We start from the raw sequence: 22,669 nt of genomic DNA, 5'->3' as shown, positions 1-22,669 counted from the left end.
GTACGGCATTAACTATTGGTTGCCAGCGTGATCAAGCTCATTCAGCTTTAACAATCTTCTTCCTTTTAAATAATTTATTAAAAAACCTTTTGTACAGTTCCATATCAAATATTACAGAGTCAGTAGCTGCTTTATACGAAAGGAATAAACCAATCGGGGTGATGATGACAATGGCGATCCATGAACCGATAATCGGGGAAAGATCCCCATCTTTAACATACTTTTCGCCTATGGTACTGATGATATAATAAAACAGGAAGAATATAACAGATACCACTACCGGCAGGCCCAGGCCACCCTTCCTGATGATCGCGCCCAACGGGGCGCCTATCAAAAACAATGCGATACAGGCGGCAGAGAGTGTGAACTTTTTCTGGTATTCCAGCCGGGCCTTTTGTTCGTTTTGCTGGAGGTCTTTGAGGTGCTGCGCCCTGTTTTTTAACAGGTCCTGTATGGAGCGGGCCTCGCTTGCCGCGTTTGCCAGCTGGCTCATCTGCTGGTGCACGTCGGCCTTTGAAAATTCATTACCATCCGACGGCAGAATTTTTATCCGTGGGTTCTTTTTTACGGGTATCGAATAATATTTAAAATAAGCCGTGAGCAGCGTATAATTTACGTTAACAGCGCTATCTATTTGCCGGTGCGACAACTTGGCATTATCGTTTAGCTGCTTCAAATTCATCATTTGCAATGCCGACTTGAACTCGCTCTCATCGGTATGGTGTAATTTCAGTCCTGAAATATCAAACTTTTGTTCGGTAGTTTTAAAACGATACCGCGTTAGCCTTTCGCGGATATTGTAAGCCACTTCTCCGGGTGTTTCAGAATACCTTATACCGTCTTTCAATTTAAAAACCAAAAATTGCCCGTTTGGCGTCCGGTACATTTTACCTTCCCTGGCTAAAGTAATGTCTGTATTGTTTTCCGTTTGGTTTTTTGAATAGATCATTACATTATGTAGTGTCTGCCCATCGGCGTCCTTTTTTCCTACCCTGATGGAGTACCCGGTAAAACTATTGCTGAATACACCTTCGGGCAAAAAATTGGCCGATTTTTGCTGCCGGGCGTCATACAACAAATTGTAATATTTTAAGTTGGCGATCGGCAGCATATAGTCGGAAAATACAAATGCCGAAACACTTAAGATCATGATGATCACCAGCATAGGGTACATGGCCCGCTTTAGCGAAATACCTGCTGCTTTAATGGCTACCAGTTCGTAGTTCTCGCCGAGGCTGCCATAGGTCATGATGGACGAAAGCAAGACTGACAGTGGCAGGGCCATCTGTACGTTGGTGGCGGATGCATACATCATCAGTTCGACAATCACATACCATTCAAAGCCCTTACCGATCAGGTCATCGATGTATTTGAATAAAAATAACATCAATAACACAAACATCACGATCAGGAAGGTGACCAAAAAGGGCCTTATGAATGACTTAAGAATTAAAAGGTGTATTTTCTTCATCAGAATGACCTGTTTTGCAGGGCCGGAAACCTACCAGGGACCGGGCACTCACAATAACGTCCATTTTTACCTGACGGTATAAAATGGAACGAAAATGTTTCGGCGCAAAAATAGGATAATTTTTATACCGGGATGTTGTTTTTTAAGTCTTGAGTCTATAGTCTTAAGTCCAGAGTCAACAAAAAACACGACTTAAGACTTTGGACTTAAGACTTTGGACTTGAAATCATGCGCCTAAAACACTTACCAGGTATTCAAACTGGTTGTCCCATATCAGTTTACGCTCGCCAATGGTATCTTCTGTTGCAAAATCAGTAATACTAAGGGCCACATCGTTGGTTAATTCGTCCTGAATAATTTCCATTTCAAAATAATAGGACGGGTCGTCGTCAACCCATCTGAAGCGTACCATTTTGTTTTCCTTCATGGCCAAAAGCTTTGCTTTTTGCTGCTCACCATCCCAGGTAAAAGTATAAACCTGGTCCCTAACACTCACATCATCAGCAAACCACTGTGTTAAACCATTAGGCTCACTCAGGAATCCGTAGAGTATGCGCGGAGACGATTTTATTTCATACTCGATATTAAATTTTTTCTTCTCAGACATTGAAGGTTTATGCTTGAATACTGGTGTAAGCTGTAAATGTTAACATTTTTTCTAAAGAAAACGAATTTCTGCTATATTTGCAAACCTTTTTGAGAAGGATGGCCTGTTAAAATTATTAATCGGCTCAATATAATCAGAAAGGGTGTTTTAGGAAAAAAAAATAATCCGGCGGGATAGCTCAGATGGTTAGAGCGTAGGATTCATATCCGCCCCGAGGCGGACGGCAGTTCTGGAGTTAAAATATTATTAAAGTAACCATACAAAAAATAATCCGCCTCAAGGCGGATAGCTTAGATGGTTAGAGCGTAGGATTCATATCCGCCTCAAGGCGGACGGCAGTTCTGGAATTAAAATATTATTAAAGTAACCATACAAAAAACAATCCGCCTCAAGGCGGATAGCTCAGATGGTTAGAGCGTAGGATTCATATCCGCCTCAAGGCGGACGGCAGTTCTGGAGTTAAAATATTATTAAAGTAACCATACAAAAATAAAACCCGGCGGGGTAGCTCAGATGGTTAGAGCGTAGGATTCATAACCCTAAGGTCGGCAGTTCGATCCTGCTCCCCGCTACCAGGCAACACCTTTCGGTGTTGCCTTTTTATTTTTACCTAAAACTTATGTTTACTGTCTACATATTATATTCTCACAAATTCAACCAAATTTATATTGGTTACACTTCTGATTTACCCAACCGCTTCCTTTCGCATAACGAATTAGCAACTAAAGGCCATACCATTAAATATCGCCCCTGGGTAATTGCATATACTGAAGAATATCAATCCAAAACGGAAGCCATTAAAAGAGAAAACTATTTAAAATCGACACAGGGCAGGAAATTCGCCCGGGATATTATTCGGGAAAAATTTGACAGCCCGGATGGTTAGAACGCAGGATTCATATCCGCCTCAAGGCGGACGGCAGTTCGATCCTGCTCCCCGCTACCAGGCAACACCTTTCGGTGTTGCCTTTTTATTTTTACCTAAAACTTATGTTTACTGTCTACATATTATATTCTCACAAATTCAACCAAATTTATATTGGTTACACTTCTGATTTACCCAACCGCTTCCTTTCGCATAACGAATTAGCAACTAAAGGCCATACCATTAAATATCGCCCCTGGGTAATTGCATACACTGAAGAATATCAATCCAAAACAGAAGCCATTAAAAGAGAAAACTATTTAAAATCGACACAGGGCAGGAAATTCGCCCGGGATATTATTCAGGAAAAATTTGACAGCCCAGATGGTTAGAACGCAGGATTCATATCCGTCCGTCAAATTGCCGGACGGACGGCGGTTCGATCCTGCTCCCCGCTACATTAAGTCAAAAGCCTCAAGTAGGAAGATTTGAGGCTTTTGCTTTTTTAACTCCGGCTACTTATGCAATAACGGCCGGTCACAATTTTTCAACTATTTTACTACTATAATTATATATTTGAACTAAATCCGTTTAGACATGAATCGTTATCACCATTATTTTTTAATGAGCCCGGGCCGTACCTTTAAAAAAGTTTTTGCTACACTACCTTTACTATTCATGTTTGCTGGTTTCTCGTATAGCCAAAATACTGCAAAGGGTTCTGATAAACAGCCGCCTGTTCACACTTATTCAATTAAGGATAGCCTCGCGGTTTTACTGGCGGATGCGCAGCAGGTAAAAGCCCTCAAAGAACAATTGAAACATGACCTTATTACCGATCTATCCGGCTATGAGATACACGATACAGCAGCGTTGAAGACCCATTACCGGATATTGGGTGACCTGGCGTTTTATGATGGCGAGAACGGCAAATCCTTAGCCTATTATGATACTTTGAGATCCTTAGAAATAAAACCTGCGGCGAAAGTAACAAGCGCTTTGGTAAAAAGAAGTTTGATAGCATCAGGCGACCCGGCAGCCGCAAATTATATCAGCAATTTTCGCAATATATTTACTAAAAGCGTAACTGCCATTCCATATATTTCCGCAGCGTCTTCATTACAGCGTATCAGGCAGCAGTACGCCAATATGACGGCGGCCGAATTTGTTAAAATTGCCGCCAGCGATTTAAACCCACCTATCGCAGCGGGCCCGCTTTCAGTAAGAAACCTGGATTATGTATTGTTCTTATTTTACGAGATGCATGACTTTGATAAGGTAAGCAAGGTAGTTACAGCTGTTATGGATAGCCTAACCATGGCAAACGCACGCAACCAGGTTAATATTTGGCCGGCGCGCGACCTGGAATTGCCGCCAGGAAAACCATATGCACCTGTGGTGATCTGCGTATTTGACGTAGGTACGGATATTTCTCTTTTTAAAGACAGGTTATACACAAATCCAAACGAAAAAGTTGACGGCATCGATAACGACCATAATGGCTATATAGATGATATACATGGCGTTGCTTATGATCTGCAGGAGAATAAAGACAGCCAACTACTTCCGCCTTTAACAGCACAGCAAGAAAAATTGTATCCCAATGCGCTAAGGTTAATGAGGGGTAACGGGGACGAAGAGGCTGGGATTGAGAGCGCCGATTACCATTATTATAAAGATGAGATTGCAAAAGCCAATGTGGTACAACGGGATTCTTTATGGGCGATGATTAATTTTGTAGGCGACTATGCGCACGGTACACACGTTGCAGGCATAGCCATGCGTGGCAACCCGTATGCACGGTTGCTAACCGTAAGGTTTAGTGAGGATGTGGGTTTTACGCCCAACGGAAAATCGCCCAGTGTTGAAACTGAATTAAAGGTAGCCCAAAATTTGAAGGACCTTGTAAAATATTGGAAAGCTGCAAAAGTGCGTGTAGTAACAATGAGCTGGGGCTATTTTATAAGCGATTACCAAAATGACATTCAAAAATATAACCCTAAAATGCCGGAAGCGGAGCAAAAAGCCCTTGCCATAAAGTTGTGGACCATGCGTAAAAATGCACTTTATGAAGCATTTCACGCTGCGCCCGAAATACTTTTCATCGCTTCCAATGGCAATAAAAACTCCAATTCAGATATGGACTTTCGTTACCCTGCCGCATTGGAAATACCTAATATGATAGGTGTGGGTTCTGTTAACAGCGCTGGCCTCGAAACAGATTTTACAGCCACGGGAAGCAAAGTTACCGTTCATGCAAATGGTTACCTTGTAGAAAGCGATGCCCCCGGTGGCAAGAAAATTTTGCTATCCGGCACCTCTATGGCCACACCTTATATCGCAAATCTGGCTGCAAAGCTTATTGCCGTCAAACCATCTCTCAGCCCGCCTGAAATAGTCAGTTTGATCAAAAGCGGCGCCGATGTTTCGGCTGATGGCCGTATTAAACTTGTTAACCCCAAAAGGTCCTACAGTTTATTGACCGGTTTGAAATGATATTGACCCTTTGACAAAAATCATTTTCTTAATTCTTCCGGAAAGTAGTCCGGGAATTTTTTATAAACAATACAAAAGCATTTCACGAAAGTTGAAGGCTTTTTTTCAATTTAATGGGTTGATCCGGCTTCTCTAAAAAGTAACCCCCAGTTGCAAGCCCGAACTAAAGGTAGATGCCAGGTTATTGCCAAAGCGCGCAGGAAAGGCCACCGCCGTAAACAGGTTGCAATCTTTACCTCTTTTAAGTACCTTGATAAGGGCAGGTGTAAATCCAAACCGGCCGCTGCTCTCGAAAGCCAGCCGCGAAACCAAAGTGTAGCCATGTGTAAACCTGAACAACGCGCCCGGGTTAAAGGCTACCGAACTTACTTTTGAAATATTATGCTCGGTACGGATACAGGGGGATATTTCGAAACTCACTCCAAAATGATCACTTTTTAAAATATGCAGGCCAAAGGGGAACGATACCGTATACGCCTTGCCAAAGTTGCCGGTAAAAGAACCGCTGCTTAGTGTTTCGACCGGGTGGTAAACGCTGAAATAGCCCACCATGCGGGGATAAGCCGGCGTAGTTTGCTGGCTGAAAGCGTTATTAACCAGTAAAAAGAAAGCCATGAAAATGAAAATCCGGCGGATTGATTTGGCAGGACGAAGCGGAGAAAGCATACTGAGGGAATTCAAAATTAGAATAGATTATGAGGGGTGCTAAAATACCGGGCAAAAGTATCGGCGCCGATAGGGTAAAAACATGAGCAGTATCACATAAAAAACAAATACACGTCAGTTTTATCCCGGCGCAAATTCTTTAGCGAATCTTTCTGCAACGGCAAAAAACACTATCTTTAAAAATGCAGCACCAGGAATTTGAACCGCCCGAAGCACTCCGGGATACCATAAAGTGTTTCTGGTACAACAGCAGGGACTTTGGAGAACGGCAATCAGGTTTCGAGGTGGTGCCTGATGGTTATGCTGAAATTATCTTTCATTTTGGCAGCGGCTGCAGCATTGTAAACAACGGAAGCCTGCAACCCTTGCCATCGCCGTTTATGATCGGCCTGCTCGGTCAGCCTGTTATTTTTTCCGCAAAAAACCGTTTAGAGATCATTGGGATCCGGTGCTTTCCCTGGACCGTATTTGATTTGCTCGGACTGCCACCGGGCAAAGATGGCCTACGCATATTTAAGCATCCTGTCGCCGGGCTTCAATCCACATTGAACAATTTAATTAATACCGGCAGGATAGATGAAGCGCTGGCCAGGGTGACACAGTATTTCCTGCAGGAACGGGCGGGCGTTGCCGTTGACAGCATGTTATTCAAGGCGGGCGTTGCTATGCGGGAAGCGAGCGGCACCCTGCCTGTAAGCCAGGTAGCGGCTGCGGCCCATGCTACGGTTCGCACACTACAAAGGACCTTCAGGCAATCTTCGGGCTACACGGTTAAGGATGTGTCCGGCCTGATGCGTTTTGAGCAGGCACGAAATCAATTATGGCTCAATCCGGACTCGAAACTTGCCGGCCTTGCCCATGAATTGGGTTATACGGATCAATCGCACCTGAGCAGGGAATTCAAACGCTACAGCGGCACCACGCCGGCGGCATTCGCCCAAAAAGCAAAGCAAAGGAAAAAGGCTACAGGCAGCGATTTTGTCGCGTTTGTACAATCCTAAGGCCGTTGGATTCCGGAACTTTGCCGGTATGATAGCAAAAACGGAAAGCAAGGACTTCAAACAAAATTCACACGCAAACCTGAAGTCGAAAAATAACAGGCTGTGGATCATTATAGGGATAGTTTCATTAAATTCTATTGGCCTGTCTGTGGTACTTCCTCTATTGCCTTTCATAGTGGGCAAATATCTTCCCGTTCAACAGGTTGTTTTTGGTATGAGTGCCCTCCTATCCGTATTTGCTGCCTGCACGTTTTTTGCAGCGCCAATTTTTGGCGCTTTAAGCGACAGGTACGGACGGAAAATCATTTTGATCATCAGCCTGCTGGGCTCTGTCATCGGCTATATTCTGTTTGGAATCGGGGGCGCGTTGTGGATCCTTTTCCTCGGGCGCATTATCGATGGACTCACCGCCGGTAATATCAGTACGCTGTTTGCCTATATATCAGACAGTACCGAACCCGAAGAACGGACCAGGTGGTTTGGCTATGTCGGCTCGGTGATGGGCATAGGCAAACTGGGAGGCCCGGCATTGGGCGGATTACTGGGAAGCATTGCGCTTGCATTGCCCTTTTATGTTACTGCCGCACTGATATTTATTTCGGGCTTGGCTGTGTATTTTTTATTGCCTGAATCTTTGGCCCCCGAAAAGAGAACCAAACATTTAACGCTTCACAGCTTCAATACCTTTTCACATTTTAAAGATATATTCAGCTTGAAGGAAGTTAAACTACTGCTAATATTGGGTGTACTTTTTTATACCGGCCTGGGCATTTTCCAGTTCAATTTTATTGTTTTCCTGAAAGATATTTATAAATGGGGGCCGGCAATTATTGGCGGGATGCTAACGATTGTAGGTATTTGTGATATTATTACCCGCGCATTGTTATTACCCTGGCTGCTGAAACATTTTAACGAAAGAAGTATCAGGATAGCTGGTTTACTCGGGCTCGGAATTGGCCTGGGATTGATCCTGGCAAGCATCTTTATCCATTCGGTAATTGTTGTTGCCCTTGCTATCATATTTATAATTTCGGGCGAAGGTTTATTTGACCCTGCCTACAACGGGAAGTTGTCGCAGTTGGTTGACGAAAGCAAACAGGGCAAATTACAGGGTGTGAGCCAAAGCCTGCAGGCGGCCAATAATATGCTTATTCCGCTGGTGGCGGCGGCAATCTATTTTTATAGCCCTGCAATATTATATGCAAGCGCAACATTCCTTATACTGGTGGCGGTGATTATGTGTACAAAATTTTCGCCAAAAGCCAACCCTGCTTTAAAACCCATGGAATAAAATACAGGCAGTAACACTTTATACATAATTTAAAAATGACCACCATTCTGTTTTCCTGCGGTTGGTATCAGCCGTTTCGTCGGTGTATTGTAGTTAAACGGCGATTACCCACGGCTATGTGCTAAACAGTTTTTACCTTCAACCGATATTATACCCAATAACTATGAAGTTTCAATCCAATTGGTCACGCCGTGCATTTCTATCAACCATAGGCATCGCCGGCGCAGGTACAGCGCTTGCGCAGCTGCCGCTTGCAGCGTGGGCGCTTGATGGCATCGACCCTGGGGTTGCAGCCATTGTTGCCGCAACCATAGGCGTCGACACGCACAACCATATCGATGTACCGCTTATCGCCGCCGAAGTGCCTGGTCCGCGCATTGAACTGGCCCGCGAAATGAAAATATCAGGCTTGTCAGCCATCTGCATGACCTTCGCCCTCGATTATCAGAAATTACAAAACCCCGGCGAAGCCTATGAACGGTTTTTGAATGGACTGGATGCCATGGATCAGCAACTGGCTGCCAACGGCATGAAGCGATCGCTAAACATGGCCGACCTGCGGACTGCCCACGACCAACGCCAGCCCACCGTTATCCAATCCGTAGAGGGAGGCCACTTTTTGGAGGGCAGGTTGGAGCGGGTTGAAGCAGCCTATAAGCGCGGCCTGCGGCACCTGGGGTTACTGCACGACAGCGATGCTTCCGTGCCTTTGGGCGATGTTTATACCAACCCGCCCCGCTATGGAGGACTAACCTCATTTGGGGCCGATGTCATCCGCGAATGCAATCGACTGGGCATCCTGGTAGATTTGGCGCATGCCAGCAAGGAAACCATTGCTGCGGCATTGAAAGTGGCGGCACACCCGGTAATTATATCGCACACCGGCCTTGATACGCAGCTGGGCAACAATGAAGGCATGGCCCGTATGATGCGGCCACGGCTTATCAGCAAAGAACAGGCTAAAATAGTGGCCGGTGCGGGTGGCGTCATCGGTGTTTGGACACACCTGGCGGACTCACCGCTGGCCTATGCGCAGAATGTGAGGGCGCTGGTGGATGTGATCGGCATCGACCATGTTTGCATCGGTACAGATACTAAACTCACCCCGGCTTACAGAAGCCCGGGCAGACTCAGCCCAAAACCAAGCGCCCCGCCGCCGCCTCCCGGTGGCGAACCAGCCGATCATCGCGACGGACCACCCATGGATAAAGACCATATCGGCCCCGGCGGCGGACAAAGTGGCGCGCGGACCGGCGAACGAACCAACCAGGCCTGGCAGGACCAGCAAAAAGGGTTTTATTACCTGGTGGTGGATGCACTGTTAAAGACCGGATTTACCGCGGACGAGATCGGCAAGGCAGGCGGCGGTAATTTTTGCCGGGTGTTTGACGCAGCGACTGCCGCCTTGCGCTGAAACGGGTTTAAAGGTGCCTCAATTGATGATCTCAATTTACATTTAGTACCTTTATCATTATTTCAAAAAATTAATGATAAAGATGCTTAAATCAGCGCCCAAATTCTGTCTGGGTTTAGTGGCCATTTTTTTCGCCATTGATTGTTTCGCTCAAACGCCGATTGACACTACCGAAGCTGTTAACGCAGGCGGAATTAAACAGGTAATCGCCATACAGGGAAAGGACCGTACCAAACCTTTGTTCCTTTTTATAACGGGCGGGCCGGGTTCGGAGGGGATTTACAAAGAAAACCAAAGTTATCTTCATCTTTTAAAACAACATTTTGTGGTGGTTACCTGGGACCAACGTAACTGCGGGCAAACCTTAAAGCTCAACCCATCACCCGTAAAACTTACGGTGAAGTTATATGAAAATGATACCCATGAATTGGTCTCTGCCTTATTGAAACAGTTCCATCAAAAAAAGATGGTTATTATGGGCTGGTCATGGGGAACAGTATTGGGCTTTTATATGGCAGACAAACATCCCGACCAGGTTTATGCCTATCTGGCGGTAAGCCCGGCAGTTAATCAATGGGAAAGCGAACGGATCTCTTTAAAAGAATTAAAACAAAGGGCTGCAGCACAAAAAAATAAACGTGCCATAGCTGAACTCGGCAAAGTTAAAATCCCATTTGAGAATGGGCTGCAAAATTACTACGACCGGAAATGGTTATCTATTTTTAACGGGGAAACCATTGACGACACTACCGAATTTAAAAAATACTTTTTGGAGAACTCCGAAATGACGGCCCTTTTTAAAGAAGCGAACTTTATTAATTTAACCACTTCGCTGCCGAAAGTTAATTGCCCGGTTTATTTTTTTGTGGGACGGAAAGATCATCAAACAAATTACATGATCTCCGAAAAATATTATAAGCAACTTGTTGCACCCAAAAAGGGAATATTCTGGTTTGAAAAATCAGGCCACCTGATCCCGGTAACCGAGCCTGAGTTGTTGCAGCAAGATGTAATAACACAAATATTGCCACAATTACACCTCAAAAATTAGTTGACGAAAGCAGGTTTAACGCCTGTTGATTACGTTTATATAGTTTATATTGAGCAATGCTGATACAGATCCAAAATACGACGCCTGCCGACATCCCGGCGATCTTCAACCTTTATGATGAGGCCATTGCTTACCAGAAACAGGTTGGCAATAACTATTGGCTCGGTTTCGGGGTGGCGCTTATTGAAAAGGAAATAAACGAAAACCGCCATTTTAAAATCCTGCTTGACGGAAAGATCGGCGGTACTTTTATCATTACACTGGACGACAAACTGATATGGAAACTTGCACAGGATGACCCTGCCGTATATATTCACCGGATTGCCACGGCACAGGCCAGCCGGGGGAATGACCTGGTTAAACATATTATTGAATGGGCTAAAACCTATGCCCAACAGCACCAATTATCCTTTATCCGCATGGATACCGGCAGCGGCAACCAACGCCTCATCAATTACTACGAACGCTGCGGCTTTACTGTTATTAATACCAATACTACGGTGGATTACACCCCCGACCTGCCTGCGCATTATGAGAGCGGGATTTTTACGCTGTTGGAAATGGCGGTTAAATATTAATTTTTGATTAATGATACCGGAATCTCCGCCATGGCGACCATGCATTGCAATATGCATGGGGAGAACGCAGACCTATCTGCGATCCCCCCTGAGAGGACAAAAAAAACAAAGTCTAATACCCTGGCCACCTGAACCACCCGGGACGCATGAATAAGCCCGGTACACCTGGTACACTAATATTATTAGTAATTTCCTTGCTTTTACCGGAATTTTTGTGCATTAAATTTTAAAAAAAATAGCGTCCGGGGCTGTTAATTTGCAAACTTCTAAAAACGGGCTTTTGCCCACCCTGTGCCGTTGGGGTATTATTGGAATTATCAATCCCAAATCCCATTCCCCGCAGTAAATATCACCGGTTCGCCACCAGTTACCATAATGGTGTGCTCGTGCTGTGCCACAAAACCACCTCTGTTACCATTCAGGGTCCAGCCATCGGCTTGTGTATCGGCAATGGTCGACCGTGTGGAGATGAAAGTCTCGATCGCTACCACCGAATTTTTTTTAAAACGTGCTGTATTATACCTGTCGCAGTAGTTGGCAATCTCATGTGGCTCCTCGTGCAGGCTGCGACCGACACCATGCCCGGTGAGGTTTTTGATAACTACGTAGCCGGCCTTTTTTGCCTCCGTCTCTATCAGTCTGCCGATCTCGGAGATCCTGACACCACCTTTAATATTGCTGATCGCTTTTTTCAAGATCTCTTTCGATGCTTCAACCAGCTTGCCATGGCCCTGGATATCTTCTCCTAAAACAAAGGAGCCGCCATTATCCGCCCAAAAGCCATTCAGCTCGGCCGAAACGTCGATATTTACCAGGTCGCCTTCCTTAAGAATCTTATCAGCCGACGGGATGCCGTGCGCCAACTCCTCATTAACACTGATACAGGTATGCCCGGGGAAATTGTAGGTTAATAAAGGTGCCGAACGTGCGCCCAAAGCTGCCAGCAATTCGCCGCCGTATTCGTCAAGTTCTTTTGTGGAGATGCCCGGTTGGGCATATGCCCGCATCTTTTTTAGCGTGATGGCTACAGCCTCACTGGCCTGCTCCATTCCAATTCTTTCGTTTTCGGTGGCTATTGACATTTTTGAATTTTTACCCGCCGCAAAAATAACCATTTAATTAGTTGATACCGTTTGTCAAATATCAGTTTGTAGAGATGACGTTCCTTTAGATAACATCTTTACGCGGTATCAGGAACGGAACCTTGCGCGGTACCCCACCGGGAAGGAATCATCTTTTTTTGCGACCGCTTAATTTTACCGATGAAATAATGAATTACAAGGGCGGGGATAGCCCAGTAGAAAGCAAATCCAATAACCAAAAATGGAGGCGGCGAATCCGTCAAATTAATAAAGGGGAACATAGGGTCTACCAAAACAATTTTAATAAAATATAGAACTGTAGATACGGTGCTCCTCCAGCCCGGTAGCTATTCCGATCGCAGAAAAGACGCTCCGCTCGCAGGTAGAGGCCGGCCGACTGATCGAAAAGTTACGTTGAGTTAAAAAGAAAGGGCTGTCAACAGCGCCCGTGGCTCAGCCCTTAATAAACTGCGGGAGGCCCCGTCTTAATTCAGTGAACGATATTCAAGCGGCGTATGCCCTACCTGCTGTTTAAAAAGCCGGGCGAAATGCTGGGGATATTTAAAACCCAGATCGAACGCGATCTGGCTTACTGTTTTTTCGGTATCAAAAATCCGTTCTTTAGCTACGCTGATCAGTTTGGCCTGTATAAACTCCAATGCTGTTTTTCCTGTTTCCTTTTTGATAAGGTCGCCAAAGTAATTTGATGACAGGTTGAGTTTATCTGCGCACCAGGCAACAGAAGGCAGCCCTGTTAGCTGCGGTTGATCAGTGGCAAAATAGTTATTTAAAAGCTGCTCAAATTTCTCCAGGATGCCATGGTGCACGTGATCACGCGTTATAAACTGGCGGTCGTAAAATCGGATACAATGACCTAACAGTAATTCGATGGTAGTTGAGATTAATCTTTTGCTGTGTTTATCGATGGTATGATCCAGCTCGTAGTCGATCTTTGAAAAGCAATCCTGCACTATTTCCCTCTCCCTGTCCGACAGGTGCAGCGCTTCATGCGATTGGTAGCCAAAAAAGGTATATTCCTGCATGTGCCGGCCAAGCGAAGTGCCATGGATAAAATCAGGGTGAAACACTACCCCATAGCCTTTCGGCTGGTAAATCTCCCCATTGCTGTTTACACCGGCCACCTGCCCGGGCGCCATAAAAACCATGGTACCTTCCTGGTAATCGTAGGTATTCCGGCCATAAACCAGGTCGCCGCATTTTACATCTTTCAGGAAAATGGTATAGAAGCCGAAATACATCTTTGAGCCGCTTCTTGGCGCTGCCTTTGAAAAATCGACAACGCTAACCAGCGGATGTTTGGTTGCATTATTGTTGAATGCGTTGTATTCGCTGATCGTATTGAACCTTAATAGCTTATCCATTTCCTTCATGTATTATAATCAAAGTTATTACTTAATCTGCCATTTCACCATTATCAATTCCGCAATCAGTAAAAATGGTACTAACATCCGTAATCTGTATCCTGTCGGTGCAGATAAAACGCCCGACCTTTGTATTGTCAAAAGTAAATCAGGCCATTATGGCATAAATTTCAGCTTGTAAGAATGATTAAAGTAGAGCCTATGCAAACAGTAAAATTAAATAACGGCGTTGAAATGCCCATCTTAGGATTCGGCGTTTTCCAGGTAACAGACCTGGCGGAATGTGAAAGAAGTGTGATTGACGCCATTGAAACCGGCTACCGGTTGATTGATACCGCGCAATCTTACATGAACGAAGAAGCGGTTGGAAAAGCGATTAAAAACAGTGGAATAGCGCGTGAGGAATTGTTCATCACTACCAAACTCTGGATCCAGGCCAAGGGCTACGAAGGCGCAAAAAAAGCCTTTGAAAAGTCCTTACGGAAATTGCAACTCGACTATCTGGACTTATATCTGATCCATCAGCCCTTTGGCGATGTATATGGCGAATGGCGGGCAATGGAAGAACTTTATAAGGAAGGAAAAATAAGAGCCATAGGCGTGAGCAATTTTCAACCCGACCGGCTGATGGACCTGATCGTGAACAACGAAATAGTCCCTGCGGTAAACCAGGTAGAAACCCATCCGTTTAACCAGCAAAACGAAGCGCAGCAATTCATGATCGAAAACAAAGTGCAGATCGAATCCTGGGGACCATTCGCCGAAGGCAAAAACAATCTTTTCCATAATGAACTGCTGCAGTCCATCGCAAACAAGTATAATAAATCAATCGCACAGGTGGTGCTGCGCTGGCTCACGCAACGTGGCGTAGTTGCCATCCCTAAATCAGTTCGCAAAGAACGTATGGCAGAGAATTTAAACAGCCTTGATTTTGAGTTAAGTGCTGAGGAGATGGAAAAGATCAAAACCCTCGATACCAAAGCCAGCAGCTTCTTTGACCACCGCGACCCTAAAATGGCAAAGTGGCTGGGCGAGCGAAAAATGAACGATTAATCATTACAGATCAATATAAACTGAACCAATTATAAACTAAAATTTAAAACCATGAAAAAAGCAATTATCGCCATCCTGTGTTGCATAGGCAGCATACAAATTTCACATGCGCAGGCAAGTTTACCCAGTGCGCCTAAAGCCAGCCCAACGAAAGAAGAACAGGAACTCCTTGACCTTTCCAAAAGCAAGTGGCAATGGATGGCGAACAAAAGCGTAGATACTTTAAGTGGACTGTTTGCCGAAAATTGCGTATTTGTCCATATGGGCGGTAGTTGGGGCAAAACCCAGGAACTGAATACTATTAAAGGCGGCTTTATCTGGTATAAAAAAGCTAAAGTTTATGGTGCATCTGTTAATATTTTTGGTAATACTGCCATCTTATTAAACGACATCGACTTGCTGGCAGTAGTGGGCAGCAACGAAGTCGTGCATGCATTTATGGTTACCGAAGTTTACCTGAAAGAAGACGGCAAATGGAAAATGGGATCTCTCACCTTCTCAACATTACTCAGGCCGGTTAAAATGACTAAATAATAATACTACGGTACTACAATCATTAAGCGAATCAAAACTGTCCCGCCCAGTCATCGTCGCTTTGCTGCGGAAAAAACAAAGAAACGAGCCAGAGCAGGGAGCCCGTAAGCACCATGTCCTGGTGTGGTAAAGATCGCATATGCCGGGTCAGACATAAAAGAATATCCCAGGCCAATATCCCGATCGTCAGCAAGGCGATCAATGTTTGTAACGACGATAATTTATTTTTCATCCCATTTCCTCCAGGTTTTTTACGCGAAACAACTCGCGGGCGATAAGTTTGCAATTAGCGCCTACTTCATCCAGGGTACAGCAAATTGTTTTGATCCTGACAGGCAACTCATCAATTGTTTCCATTAGGTCGATATGCAGCAGGCATGAATCTTTAATATTTTCGTCCCCCTTCAATTGCCGGAACAGGCCGTAAGCAGTTTCACGGTCGTTGCCGAAGAAATATTGCCCGTAGTCCAAAAAGCCCTGCGGTGTTTTCAGACTCAGTAAGATATAAAATTGTGTTCTCATAGCCTTTCACAAAATCAAAGAGCCCCTGCAAGCAGGAGCTCTCTGGGTTAAAAACTATTTAGCGCTTATTTGATCTCAATCAGGCGGCGCACCGCTTTGGCTTCTTCGCGTTTGGCAATATCGATACGCAGGATCCCATCGGTATAACTAGCATCAATCCGGTTATCATCGGCACTTTCGGGCAGGGTAAATGAGCGAACGAACGAACTGTAGCTGTATTCACGCTTACTGAAATTTTTTTGATTGTCCTGGTGGTCTGTTGATTGCTCCACTGAAATGGTAAGTTGATTATGTTCCAGGTGCAGCTTAAAGTCGTCTTTCTTTAAGCCAGGCGCGGCCAGTTCCACATGGTAGTGGTTGTCGCTTTCGCTGATATTAACAGCAGGCACCCGGGTTACCAGCCGGTCGTTAAAAAAAGTATCATTGAAAATTGATTCAAAAACATCATTAAAGCCTGGCAATAATGTGTTGTTGCGGTTGTTGTTGAATTTAACTAAGGTCATGGCCTTTTCTCCTTTAAATGTTAATCTAAAAAATAAATGATCAATAATTAATTAAACTATAACCCCAACAGCAAGGTCAATGCCAAACTCAATCTGATGTAAAATTTACAGCTTTTTGGTGAAAATATTTCAGTGCCGATGTCATTTTTTCAGCGAATCGTTAGGAATACGCACCTTCCAGTCTCCGGCACGTTTAAGTTAACCCATAAAACTTTGTCAGTTGGGTATGGTGTCTATTTCACCAGGCGTTCCTCCGGAACGCGTTTACACCTTGTTGTTTTTCTACCAACCATACGTCCGTACCGGACGAAAGAACAAAAAAGCGTTCCATAGGAACGCCTGGTCGGTTGCAACATGGCCGAAACCTGTTTTTACGTTCCTACGGAACGTTTGGTGGTCGCGGAATTTTCATGACGGGCCTCCTCCACCATTTTATGGGTTAACTTAAACCGGCACGGGACCATGCTGTACCATGCCTCCAAAAACGCGGGACAATCTGCAGGAAGCCCGGCAGACAAGGAAGAAAATTCTTTATCTGATTATTTGTCTATTTGTATTTTTGCTTCAACGCCTCCCCTATCGCCTTTTCAACCAGCGGCTCCATCACTTTGTAGCCGGCCATATTGGGATGTACCCCGTCAACGGTCAATTCTTTTTTAAAGCTTTTGTCCCCGGTTACCGTGGCCGAATAATAATCGATATAGCCGAGGTGATTTTTTTCGGCGTAGGCTTTCAGCAGTTCATTTAATTTGATGACAGAGGGTACCGGATCGATGCCGGGATGCCATGGAAAAGCAGCAGCAGGAAGAACAGAGGATAAAACCACTTTGATATGGTTAACGCGGGCAAGCTCGGCCATAGAAAATATGTTGCCGGCTACGTTTTCAATTTTCGAAGGGCCGGTATTTTGGGCAATATCATTGATCCCCGCCAGGATCACCACCACTTCGGGCTGTAAGTTGATCACGTCCTCGCGGAAACGCACCAGCATTTGCGGCGTGGTTTGCCCGCCGATGCCGCGGTTAACATAATTTTTACCTTTAAAAAAATCAGGGTCGGTGTTGATCCAGCCTTCGGTAATGGAATTGCCTAAAAAAACTACCCGCCGTTCGCCTTTTGCCGGTGCTGGCAGCTTTTGGTTGTCATCCGCATAGCGCTCCAGCCAGGCCCAGTCGTTATGGATGCGGTGTTCAATCATCTTTTGAAAGTTCTCCCAGTCCTGCTTTTTTTGCTCTTCTGTTTTTACTTCGGCAGGTTTTTGATCGGTTTGTGCAAATGCTGTTTGGCAAAACAGCAGCAGGGCTAAAATTTTGAGGTATTTCATGATTTATATTTTCAACGTTTAACCGGGGCAATTATACCGGATAAAAAACAAAAATAACAAACGATATTTAATAAATAAAACGATTTAGCAAAATTGATACGCCGAAGCGGGATGGCCGGATGGTCAGAGCGCCGGGGGCATATCTGTTAGTAAAACTACCAGAAAAAAAACCTGCCAAAATTATTGCCCGTACAGCTTGTCAGATTTTTTTTAACTTGTCATCATGAATGCAACAGAACTCAAAAATCTCCAGGCCCCGATCAAAGATCAATATCGCGAGCATCCCGGGTCGGCGATCATCACCTTAAAAGCCGAAGGAAAGATCGGCGAGGGTATTTCCTGTAAAGTGGAAACCGGCAAATCCATTGTAGAAGCAGGACTGCATCCTGCTACGGGAGGCACGGGCATGCTGGCTTGCTCAGGCGACATGCTGCTGGAAGCGCTGGTGGCTTGTGCAGGCGTTACCTTGCAAGCCGTGGCAACCGCAATTGAAGTGAATCTCAAAAGCGGCACTGTACGGGCGGAAGGCGACCTCGATTTCAGAGGAACTTTAGGGGTAAGTAAAGAAGCCCCCGTGGGCTTTAAAGTTATCCGCCTTGAATTTGACATCGATACCGATGCCGGCGAAGAGCAAATCTCGGCCCTTAAAAAATTAACCGAAAGGTATTGTGTGGTATACCAAACACTCGCCCGTGGAGTAGAGGTGCAAACAACATATCATACTTAGCAGTCTGCATAAAAAAACCCGCATCAAGCGGGTTTCTTCAATAAATGATTTCTTCTACCAGCTTACTGTTTGGCAGTTGCAGGGCTGATGGTGGTTGAAATTTCTGTAATCACATTGGCAGGGAAGCCTCCTTCTTTGGCATGCTCGCGGATAAGGTCTTCATTTTCTGCTTTGTACACACAAAAAATCTTGTCGCCGGTTACATAACTCTGGATCCATTGGATTTGCGGCCCCATGTGCTGCAGGACACTGCATGATTTTTGCGAAATTGATTTTAACTGCTCCGGCGTTAACTTGCCGGCGTTCGGGATGTCTCTTTCGATGAGGTAAGTTTTCATTGTTGCTGTGGTTAATTTGTTTGAACTGTCTTTTACTGAGGTTTGCGCTTTGGCGATCATGCTGCCGAACAGGACGATCATCAGGATCAGGGTGGCGTTTTTAATGAGTTTCATAACGTTGAGTTTAATTGTTTAAGAATACTCAAAGTTAGCGGCGGCCAATAGCGGCGGCTATAACAAATCATTCAATAAATAGCAAACGGGATGAAACAAATCCGTCAATAAATGGTAAAATTTAACCGGTAGTAATTATTAGTGGAGTAATTCAAGATAGGTCATGGGCAGCAGGCCGTATTTCTTTTTAAAGCATTTGGTAAAATAAGACGCACTGGTAAAGCCCGAATCAAAAGTGATCTGTGCGATATTGTAATACTTTTTCCGCATCAGGTCTTTTGCTTTATGCAACCTGAAATCCTTTAACAGTGAGTTGGGTGGCAGGCTGGTTAGTGCGATGGTTTTTCGGTATAATTGAGAGCTGCTCATCGCCGTGGCGTTGCAATAATCTGAAAGGTCGAAATCCGCGTCCTGCCAATTCTCCTCCAGTTTACTGAACAGCAATTTCAATAAATGCTCCTCAGGCGGTAAAAGGTTCAGGAAATATTTTCGCTCTTTCTGGAAAATATCTTCCGCAATCAATTCTTTAACCGCTGATGCGATGGCGATCTTCCCCTCTTTGGCAATCCGGCACATGTTCGTTGCAAATTCAATAGTTTCGCCAAACAGGTGCTCGCTACGCTCAACCGGTTCGCCCGCATTTACCGCTATCCGCAAATCGATTTGTTCCGCAATAGAAGACGGCAATTCCTTGCGGACCGATAGGGCACAATCCACCGCTTTAGCTGCAGATGAAAATGAAACCACAAAACCGCTTCCTTCATGCTCAACTTCGCGTCCGCCCTGCGCTAAAATATTTTTACGGATGATGCTGGTATGCGCGCTTAATAATTCACCCGCCTGCTCATCCCCAAACTGGTGTTTTAGCAATACCGGGTCGGCTGTTTTGGTCACCAGTAAAATCCGGAAAGAAGGATCGGCAAAAACTTTCAAGCCATTATTGGATACTGGTGCATCAGTGGGGTCATAGATACGCCCCAGGAAAGCTTCCACCAGGTTACTGTTCACTTCAATAATTTTATTTGGAATAAGGCCGTGCGCTTTACTATGCATTTCGGCCACCGCATTTTTATCAGGGGCATCAATCAGGCAGAAAATACTTTCGCGGGCTTCATCTATCCAATACGTCATGCAGTTACATCCATGTTCATGTTGGTGGAGCAGGTCCAAACGGTGCGCCTCGGCCACATCTTTGGCTTTCACGCCCGGAACAATATGAACATCCATGAATATCGGCATGATAAAATATATTTAGATGGTGATAAATTTAATACTTTTTGCGTAATTATCTAACCGGCAATAATTTAATAGGTTTATATTCTGCAAATTCCGTAAGGCTAACCATGCTATTCCGGTCTAACCAACAAAAGAACTACTCACGCGGAAAGCCCCATTTACAAATTTTGACAATCAGATGAACACACTTTTCCATTTATCGGTGTACATTTGCTTAACAGTGTTAAATGATTTAATGCTGTGAGTTTAAAATGGCAAGCAAAGAGAGGATACAACGTCTGAAAGAAGATACCAGGATGAACATCCTGAAGGCTGCGCTTCAGATTGTTAAGGAAGAGGGATGGCAGGCGTTAAGCATGCGTAAAATTGCCGATGTAATTGAGTATACGGCGCCTATTATTTACGAATATTTTTCGAACAAGGACGCCATTATACTGGAGCTTACCCGCAAGGGGTATTTAATATTGTCGAGGGATTTGGAAGAGGCCAAAAGCAAGCACCGCCTGCCTGCAAAACAACTGGAAGCCATGTGGCTGGCCTATTGGAACTTTGCCTTTGCCAATAAGGAATTATACCAGGCCATGTACGGTGTGAACACGAATTACAGTTGCGAATTGATGAACACCCTGCCCGAGGCAGAAAGACCCTGGGACTTGTTTACCGCGGTAATTGGCGAATTGATGGGTATACAGGATATGGAGTCGAACATGATCTGTACAAAATATTATACCTTTTGGTCGGTGGTGCATGGGTTAATCTCTATCAATATATTGAGCCGCGGAAACTCGGACGAGATTAACCGGCAGGTTTTAAAAGACGCCATCGGCGCAATTATCAGGTCAATGACTGGTCAATTTTCGCCAGGGACTGCGCCCGTTAAAGAAAATAAAAGTGTTGAATAAATAACATACCCATAAATAAAACCGGCACATAAGAGCCGCCACCCGTTTGCAAACAACCAGAAACGCAAGAACCGGGTTTTAATACTGCCCCCAGGCAGTGAGTTTTGTTCTCCGGTTTCACCGGAAGGTTTAGTACTTAATTTAAATTAATAATGTCATGAAAAAGGTTAAACAAATTTATTCAGAAATATTTACACTCGTTAGATAATTTAACAGTGTTAAATAAATAACAAAGTGGCCGGGCCGCTGCCACGGTGGAAACGAATTCCAACCGGTCACAAACCCATTAATTCACCAGTTCGCAAATTCACTAAATCAATAATTAACATGAAAACCATCTATCTGGCGCTTGTCGCCCTAACGCTATACAGCTGTTCACCAAAACCGCAAACGGCTGTAGCACCGCCGCCACCATCATTGCCGGTGGCCACCATTATTGCGGGTACCGATACCACTTACCAGGAATACCCTGCTTCGGTTGAGGGTGCGGTAAATGTGGAGATCCGCCCGCAGGTAAGCGGTTCGCTTGATAAAGTATTTGTTGACGAAGGCGCTTTTGTAAACGCCGGGCAACCGATCTTTAAAATTAACGATCAGCCTTACCGCGCCGCTTTAAACAATGCCATTGCCAGCCAGCACGCCGCCGAAGGCGCTTTAGCCAATGCACAGCTGGAAATTGACAAACTTACCCTGCTTGTACAAAACAAGGTGGTATCCGATTACCAGTTAAAAACTGCAAAGGCTGCCTACGATGTCGCCAAAGCCAATATCGAACAGGCAAAAGCAAATGTATCTACCGCGCAGATCAACCTGGGTTACACTTTAATAAAAGCCCCGGTGAGCGGTTATATCGGCCGCCTGCTAAAGAAACAGGGCAGCCTGGTTGCACCTGCGGATGCCGAAGCGTTAACGCTATTATCTGACGTACATAATGTCCACGTTTATTTCGCGCTGGGCGAACAGGATTTTGTGAGCTTTAAAGAGCAATATCCGGGCGGTACCCTAAAGGACAAATTAAAACAACTGCCCGCTGTAAGCCTGGTATTAGCTGATAACAGCCAGTTTACCCAACAGGGAAAGATCGACATGATTGACGGCCAGTTTGATAAAAACACCGGCGCTATTACGCTGAGAGCAAGTTTCCCGAATGCACAGGGTTTATTGCGATCAGGTAATACAGGTAAAATCCGTTTAAGCCTTCAGCATAAAGATGCGCTGATCATCCCGCAATCGGCAACCGTTGAAATGCAGGACAAAGTATTTGTCTTTGCAGTGGCCGACAGCAATAAGGTTAAAAAACAGGCTATCACTATTATTGGCAAAAGCGGCAACAATTACCTGGTAAAAGACGGCGTGAAAGTTGGCGACCAGATCGTACTGAGCGGCTTTGATCGTTTGCAGGAAGGTACCGTAATTCAGCCCAAAAAAGCCAGCGATAATTTGGCTAAAAATTAAAACGCCTCACCCCCGGCCCCTCTCCAAAGGAGAGGGGAGCAAAAGAAATTAAAGCCC

24 protein-coding genes and 1 tRNA gene are annotated in these 22,669 nt (G+C 44.9%); 14 read left to right on the top strand and 11 right to left on the bottom strand.

Annotation, left to right across the window (positions count from 1 at the left end):
* Positions 1-37: 37 nt before the first annotated feature.
* Together MgSA37_RS04330 and MgSA37_RS04325 are read right to left on the bottom strand one after the other, a co-directional pair.
* Positions 38-1,471, bottom strand: coding sequence for an LptF/LptG family permease (locus tag MgSA37_RS04330; protein ID WP_096350014.1), 1,434 nt, complete (start codon positions 1,469-1,471; stop codon positions 38-40).
* A 226-nt stretch (positions 1,472-1,697) separates the two neighbouring features.
* Entirely contained in the window at positions 1,698-2,078 is a 381-nt protein-coding gene (locus tag MgSA37_RS04325) for an START-like domain-containing protein (protein WP_096350013.1), read from the bottom strand.
* Positions 2,079-2,576: 498 nt separating this feature from the next.
* Here MgSA37_RS04325 and MgSA37_RS04320 point away from each other — a divergent pair.
* The 4 genes from MgSA37_RS04320 (at position 2,577) to MgSA37_RS04305 (ending at position 5,439) form a co-directional block, all read left to right on the top strand.
* Positions 2,577-2,653 (top strand) — tRNA-Met (locus MgSA37_RS04320).
* A gap of 44 nt (positions 2,654-2,697) precedes the next feature.
* On the top strand, positions 2,698-2,964 hold the full coding sequence (locus MgSA37_RS04315; RefSeq protein ID WP_096350012.1) for a GIY-YIG nuclease family protein: 267 nt from the start codon (positions 2,698-2,700) through the stop codon (positions 2,962-2,964).
* Between the two features lie 104 nt (positions 2,965-3,068).
* On the top strand, positions 3,069-3,335 hold the full coding sequence (locus MgSA37_RS04310; protein ID WP_096350011.1) for a GIY-YIG nuclease family protein: 267 nt from the start codon (positions 3,069-3,071) through the stop codon (positions 3,333-3,335).
* A 205-nt stretch (positions 3,336-3,540) separates the two neighbouring features.
* Complete coding sequence (locus tag MgSA37_RS04305) at positions 3,541-5,439, top strand: S8 family serine peptidase (protein WP_096350010.1); 1,899 nt, start codon at positions 3,541-3,543, stop codon at positions 5,437-5,439.
* Between the two features lie 132 nt (positions 5,440-5,571).
* Here MgSA37_RS04305 and MgSA37_RS04300 read toward each other — a convergent pair whose 3' ends face one another.
* Positions 5,572-6,054 (bottom strand): hypothetical protein, encoded by a 483-nt coding sequence (locus MgSA37_RS04300; protein ID WP_157750422.1) that lies wholly within the window; start codon positions 6,052-6,054, stop codon positions 5,572-5,574.
* A 233-nt stretch (positions 6,055-6,287) separates the two neighbouring features.
* Between MgSA37_RS04300 and MgSA37_RS04295 the strand changes: the two genes are divergently transcribed.
* The 5 genes from MgSA37_RS04295 (at position 6,288) to MgSA37_RS04275 (ending at position 11,440) form a co-directional block, all read left to right on the top strand.
* Entirely contained in the window at positions 6,288-7,106 is an 819-nt protein-coding gene (locus tag MgSA37_RS04295) for a helix-turn-helix domain-containing protein (protein ID WP_096350008.1), read from the top strand.
* 28 nt (positions 7,107-7,134) lie between these two features.
* The gene (locus MgSA37_RS04290; protein WP_232010780.1) at positions 7,135-8,397 is read left to right on the top strand and encodes an MFS transporter; all 1,263 of its coding nucleotides are present in this window, start codon (positions 7,135-7,137) and stop codon (positions 8,395-8,397) included.
* Positions 8,398-8,560: 163 nt separating this feature from the next.
* Complete coding sequence (locus tag MgSA37_RS04285; protein WP_096350007.1) at positions 8,561-9,811, top strand: dipeptidase; 1,251 nt, start codon at positions 8,561-8,563, stop codon at positions 9,809-9,811.
* A gap of 82 nt (positions 9,812-9,893) precedes the next feature.
* The gene (locus tag MgSA37_RS04280; RefSeq protein ID WP_172885290.1) at positions 9,894-10,862 is read left to right on the top strand and encodes an alpha/beta fold hydrolase; all 969 of its coding nucleotides are present in this window, start codon (positions 9,894-9,896) and stop codon (positions 10,860-10,862) included.
* A gap of 56 nt (positions 10,863-10,918) precedes the next feature.
* Positions 10,919-11,440, top strand: a complete 522-nt coding sequence (locus tag MgSA37_RS04275; protein ID WP_197706082.1) for a GNAT family N-acetyltransferase — start codon at positions 10,919-10,921, stop codon at positions 11,438-11,440.
* A 317-nt stretch (positions 11,441-11,757) separates the two neighbouring features.
* Here the strand turns inward: MgSA37_RS04275 and map are convergent, their stop codons facing one another.
* Both map and MgSA37_RS04260 read right to left on the bottom strand, forming a co-directional pair.
* On the bottom strand, positions 11,758-12,522 hold the full coding sequence (map, locus tag MgSA37_RS04270; protein WP_096357262.1) for a type I methionyl aminopeptidase: 765 nt from the start codon (positions 12,520-12,522) through the stop codon (positions 11,758-11,760).
* Positions 12,523-13,007: 485 nt separating this feature from the next.
* A complete protein-coding gene (locus tag MgSA37_RS04260; RefSeq protein WP_096357260.1) occupies positions 13,008-13,904 on the bottom strand; it encodes a helix-turn-helix domain-containing protein in 897 nt (298 codons plus the stop codon).
* Between the two features lie 183 nt (positions 13,905-14,087).
* Between MgSA37_RS04260 and MgSA37_RS04255 the strand changes: the two genes are divergently transcribed.
* Entirely contained in the window at positions 14,088-14,957 is an 870-nt protein-coding gene (locus MgSA37_RS04255) for an aldo/keto reductase (RefSeq protein ID WP_317046623.1), read from the top strand.
* 51 nt (positions 14,958-15,008) lie between these two features.
* Positions 15,009-15,491, top strand: coding sequence for a nuclear transport factor 2 family protein (locus tag MgSA37_RS04250; RefSeq protein WP_096350004.1), 483 nt, complete (start codon positions 15,009-15,011; stop codon positions 15,489-15,491).
* A gap of 31 nt (positions 15,492-15,522) precedes the next feature.
* Here the strand turns inward: MgSA37_RS04250 and MgSA37_RS04245 are convergent, their stop codons facing one another.
* The 4 genes from MgSA37_RS04245 to MgSA37_RS04230 form a co-directional block, all read right to left on the bottom strand.
* On the bottom strand, positions 15,523-15,723 hold the full coding sequence (locus tag MgSA37_RS04245; protein ID WP_096350003.1) for a hypothetical protein: 201 nt from the start codon (positions 15,721-15,723) through the stop codon (positions 15,523-15,525).
* A complete protein-coding gene (locus tag MgSA37_RS04240; RefSeq protein WP_096350002.1) occupies positions 15,720-16,013 on the bottom strand; it encodes a hypothetical protein in 294 nt (97 codons plus the stop codon). Before MgSA37_RS04240 ends, MgSA37_RS04245 begins: the two co-directional genes overlap by 4 nt.
* Before the next feature lie 65 nt (positions 16,014-16,078).
* The gene (locus MgSA37_RS04235) at positions 16,079-16,516 is read right to left on the bottom strand and encodes an Hsp20/alpha crystallin family protein (RefSeq protein WP_096350001.1); all 438 of its coding nucleotides are present in this window, start codon (positions 16,514-16,516) and stop codon (positions 16,079-16,081) included.
* Positions 16,517-17,063: 547 nt separating this feature from the next.
* On the bottom strand, positions 17,064-17,840 hold the full coding sequence (locus MgSA37_RS04230; RefSeq protein WP_096350000.1) for an SGNH/GDSL hydrolase family protein: 777 nt from the start codon (positions 17,838-17,840) through the stop codon (positions 17,064-17,066).
* Positions 17,841-18,063: 223 nt separating this feature from the next.
* On the opposite strand from MgSA37_RS04230, the gene MgSA37_RS04225 reads away from it, so the two are divergent.
* Complete coding sequence (locus tag MgSA37_RS04225) at positions 18,064-18,567, top strand: OsmC family protein (protein ID WP_096349999.1); 504 nt, start codon at positions 18,064-18,066, stop codon at positions 18,565-18,567.
* 62 nt (positions 18,568-18,629) lie between these two features.
* Here the strand turns inward: MgSA37_RS04225 and MgSA37_RS04220 are convergent, their stop codons facing one another.
* Positions 18,630-19,019, bottom strand: a complete 390-nt coding sequence (locus tag MgSA37_RS04220; protein ID WP_232010779.1) for a DUF4242 domain-containing protein — start codon at positions 19,017-19,019, stop codon at positions 18,630-18,632.
* 138 nt (positions 19,020-19,157) lie between these two features.
* Positions 19,158-20,258, bottom strand: coding sequence for a nickel-binding protein (locus tag MgSA37_RS04215; protein WP_096349998.1), 1,101 nt, complete (start codon positions 20,256-20,258; stop codon positions 19,158-19,160).
* 248 nt (positions 20,259-20,506) lie between these two features.
* On the opposite strand from MgSA37_RS04215, the gene MgSA37_RS04210 reads away from it, so the two are divergent.
* Positions 20,507-21,157, top strand: a complete 651-nt coding sequence (locus tag MgSA37_RS04210) for a TetR/AcrR family transcriptional regulator (RefSeq protein WP_096349997.1) — start codon at positions 20,507-20,509, stop codon at positions 21,155-21,157.
* Between the two features lie 327 nt (positions 21,158-21,484).
* Positions 21,485-22,612 (top strand): efflux RND transporter periplasmic adaptor subunit, encoded by a 1,128-nt coding sequence (locus MgSA37_RS04205; protein ID WP_096349996.1) that lies wholly within the window; start codon positions 21,485-21,487, stop codon positions 22,610-22,612.
* Positions 22,613-22,669 lie beyond the last annotated feature (57 nt).

Source organism: Mucilaginibacter gotjawali (genome assembly GCF_002355435.1).
Lineage (GTDB): Bacteria > Bacteroidota > Bacteroidia > Sphingobacteriales > Sphingobacteriaceae > Mucilaginibacter > Mucilaginibacter gotjawali.
The sequence above is the reverse complement of the archived record's forward strand: the minus strand, read 5'-3'. Positions and strand labels throughout refer to the sequence as shown.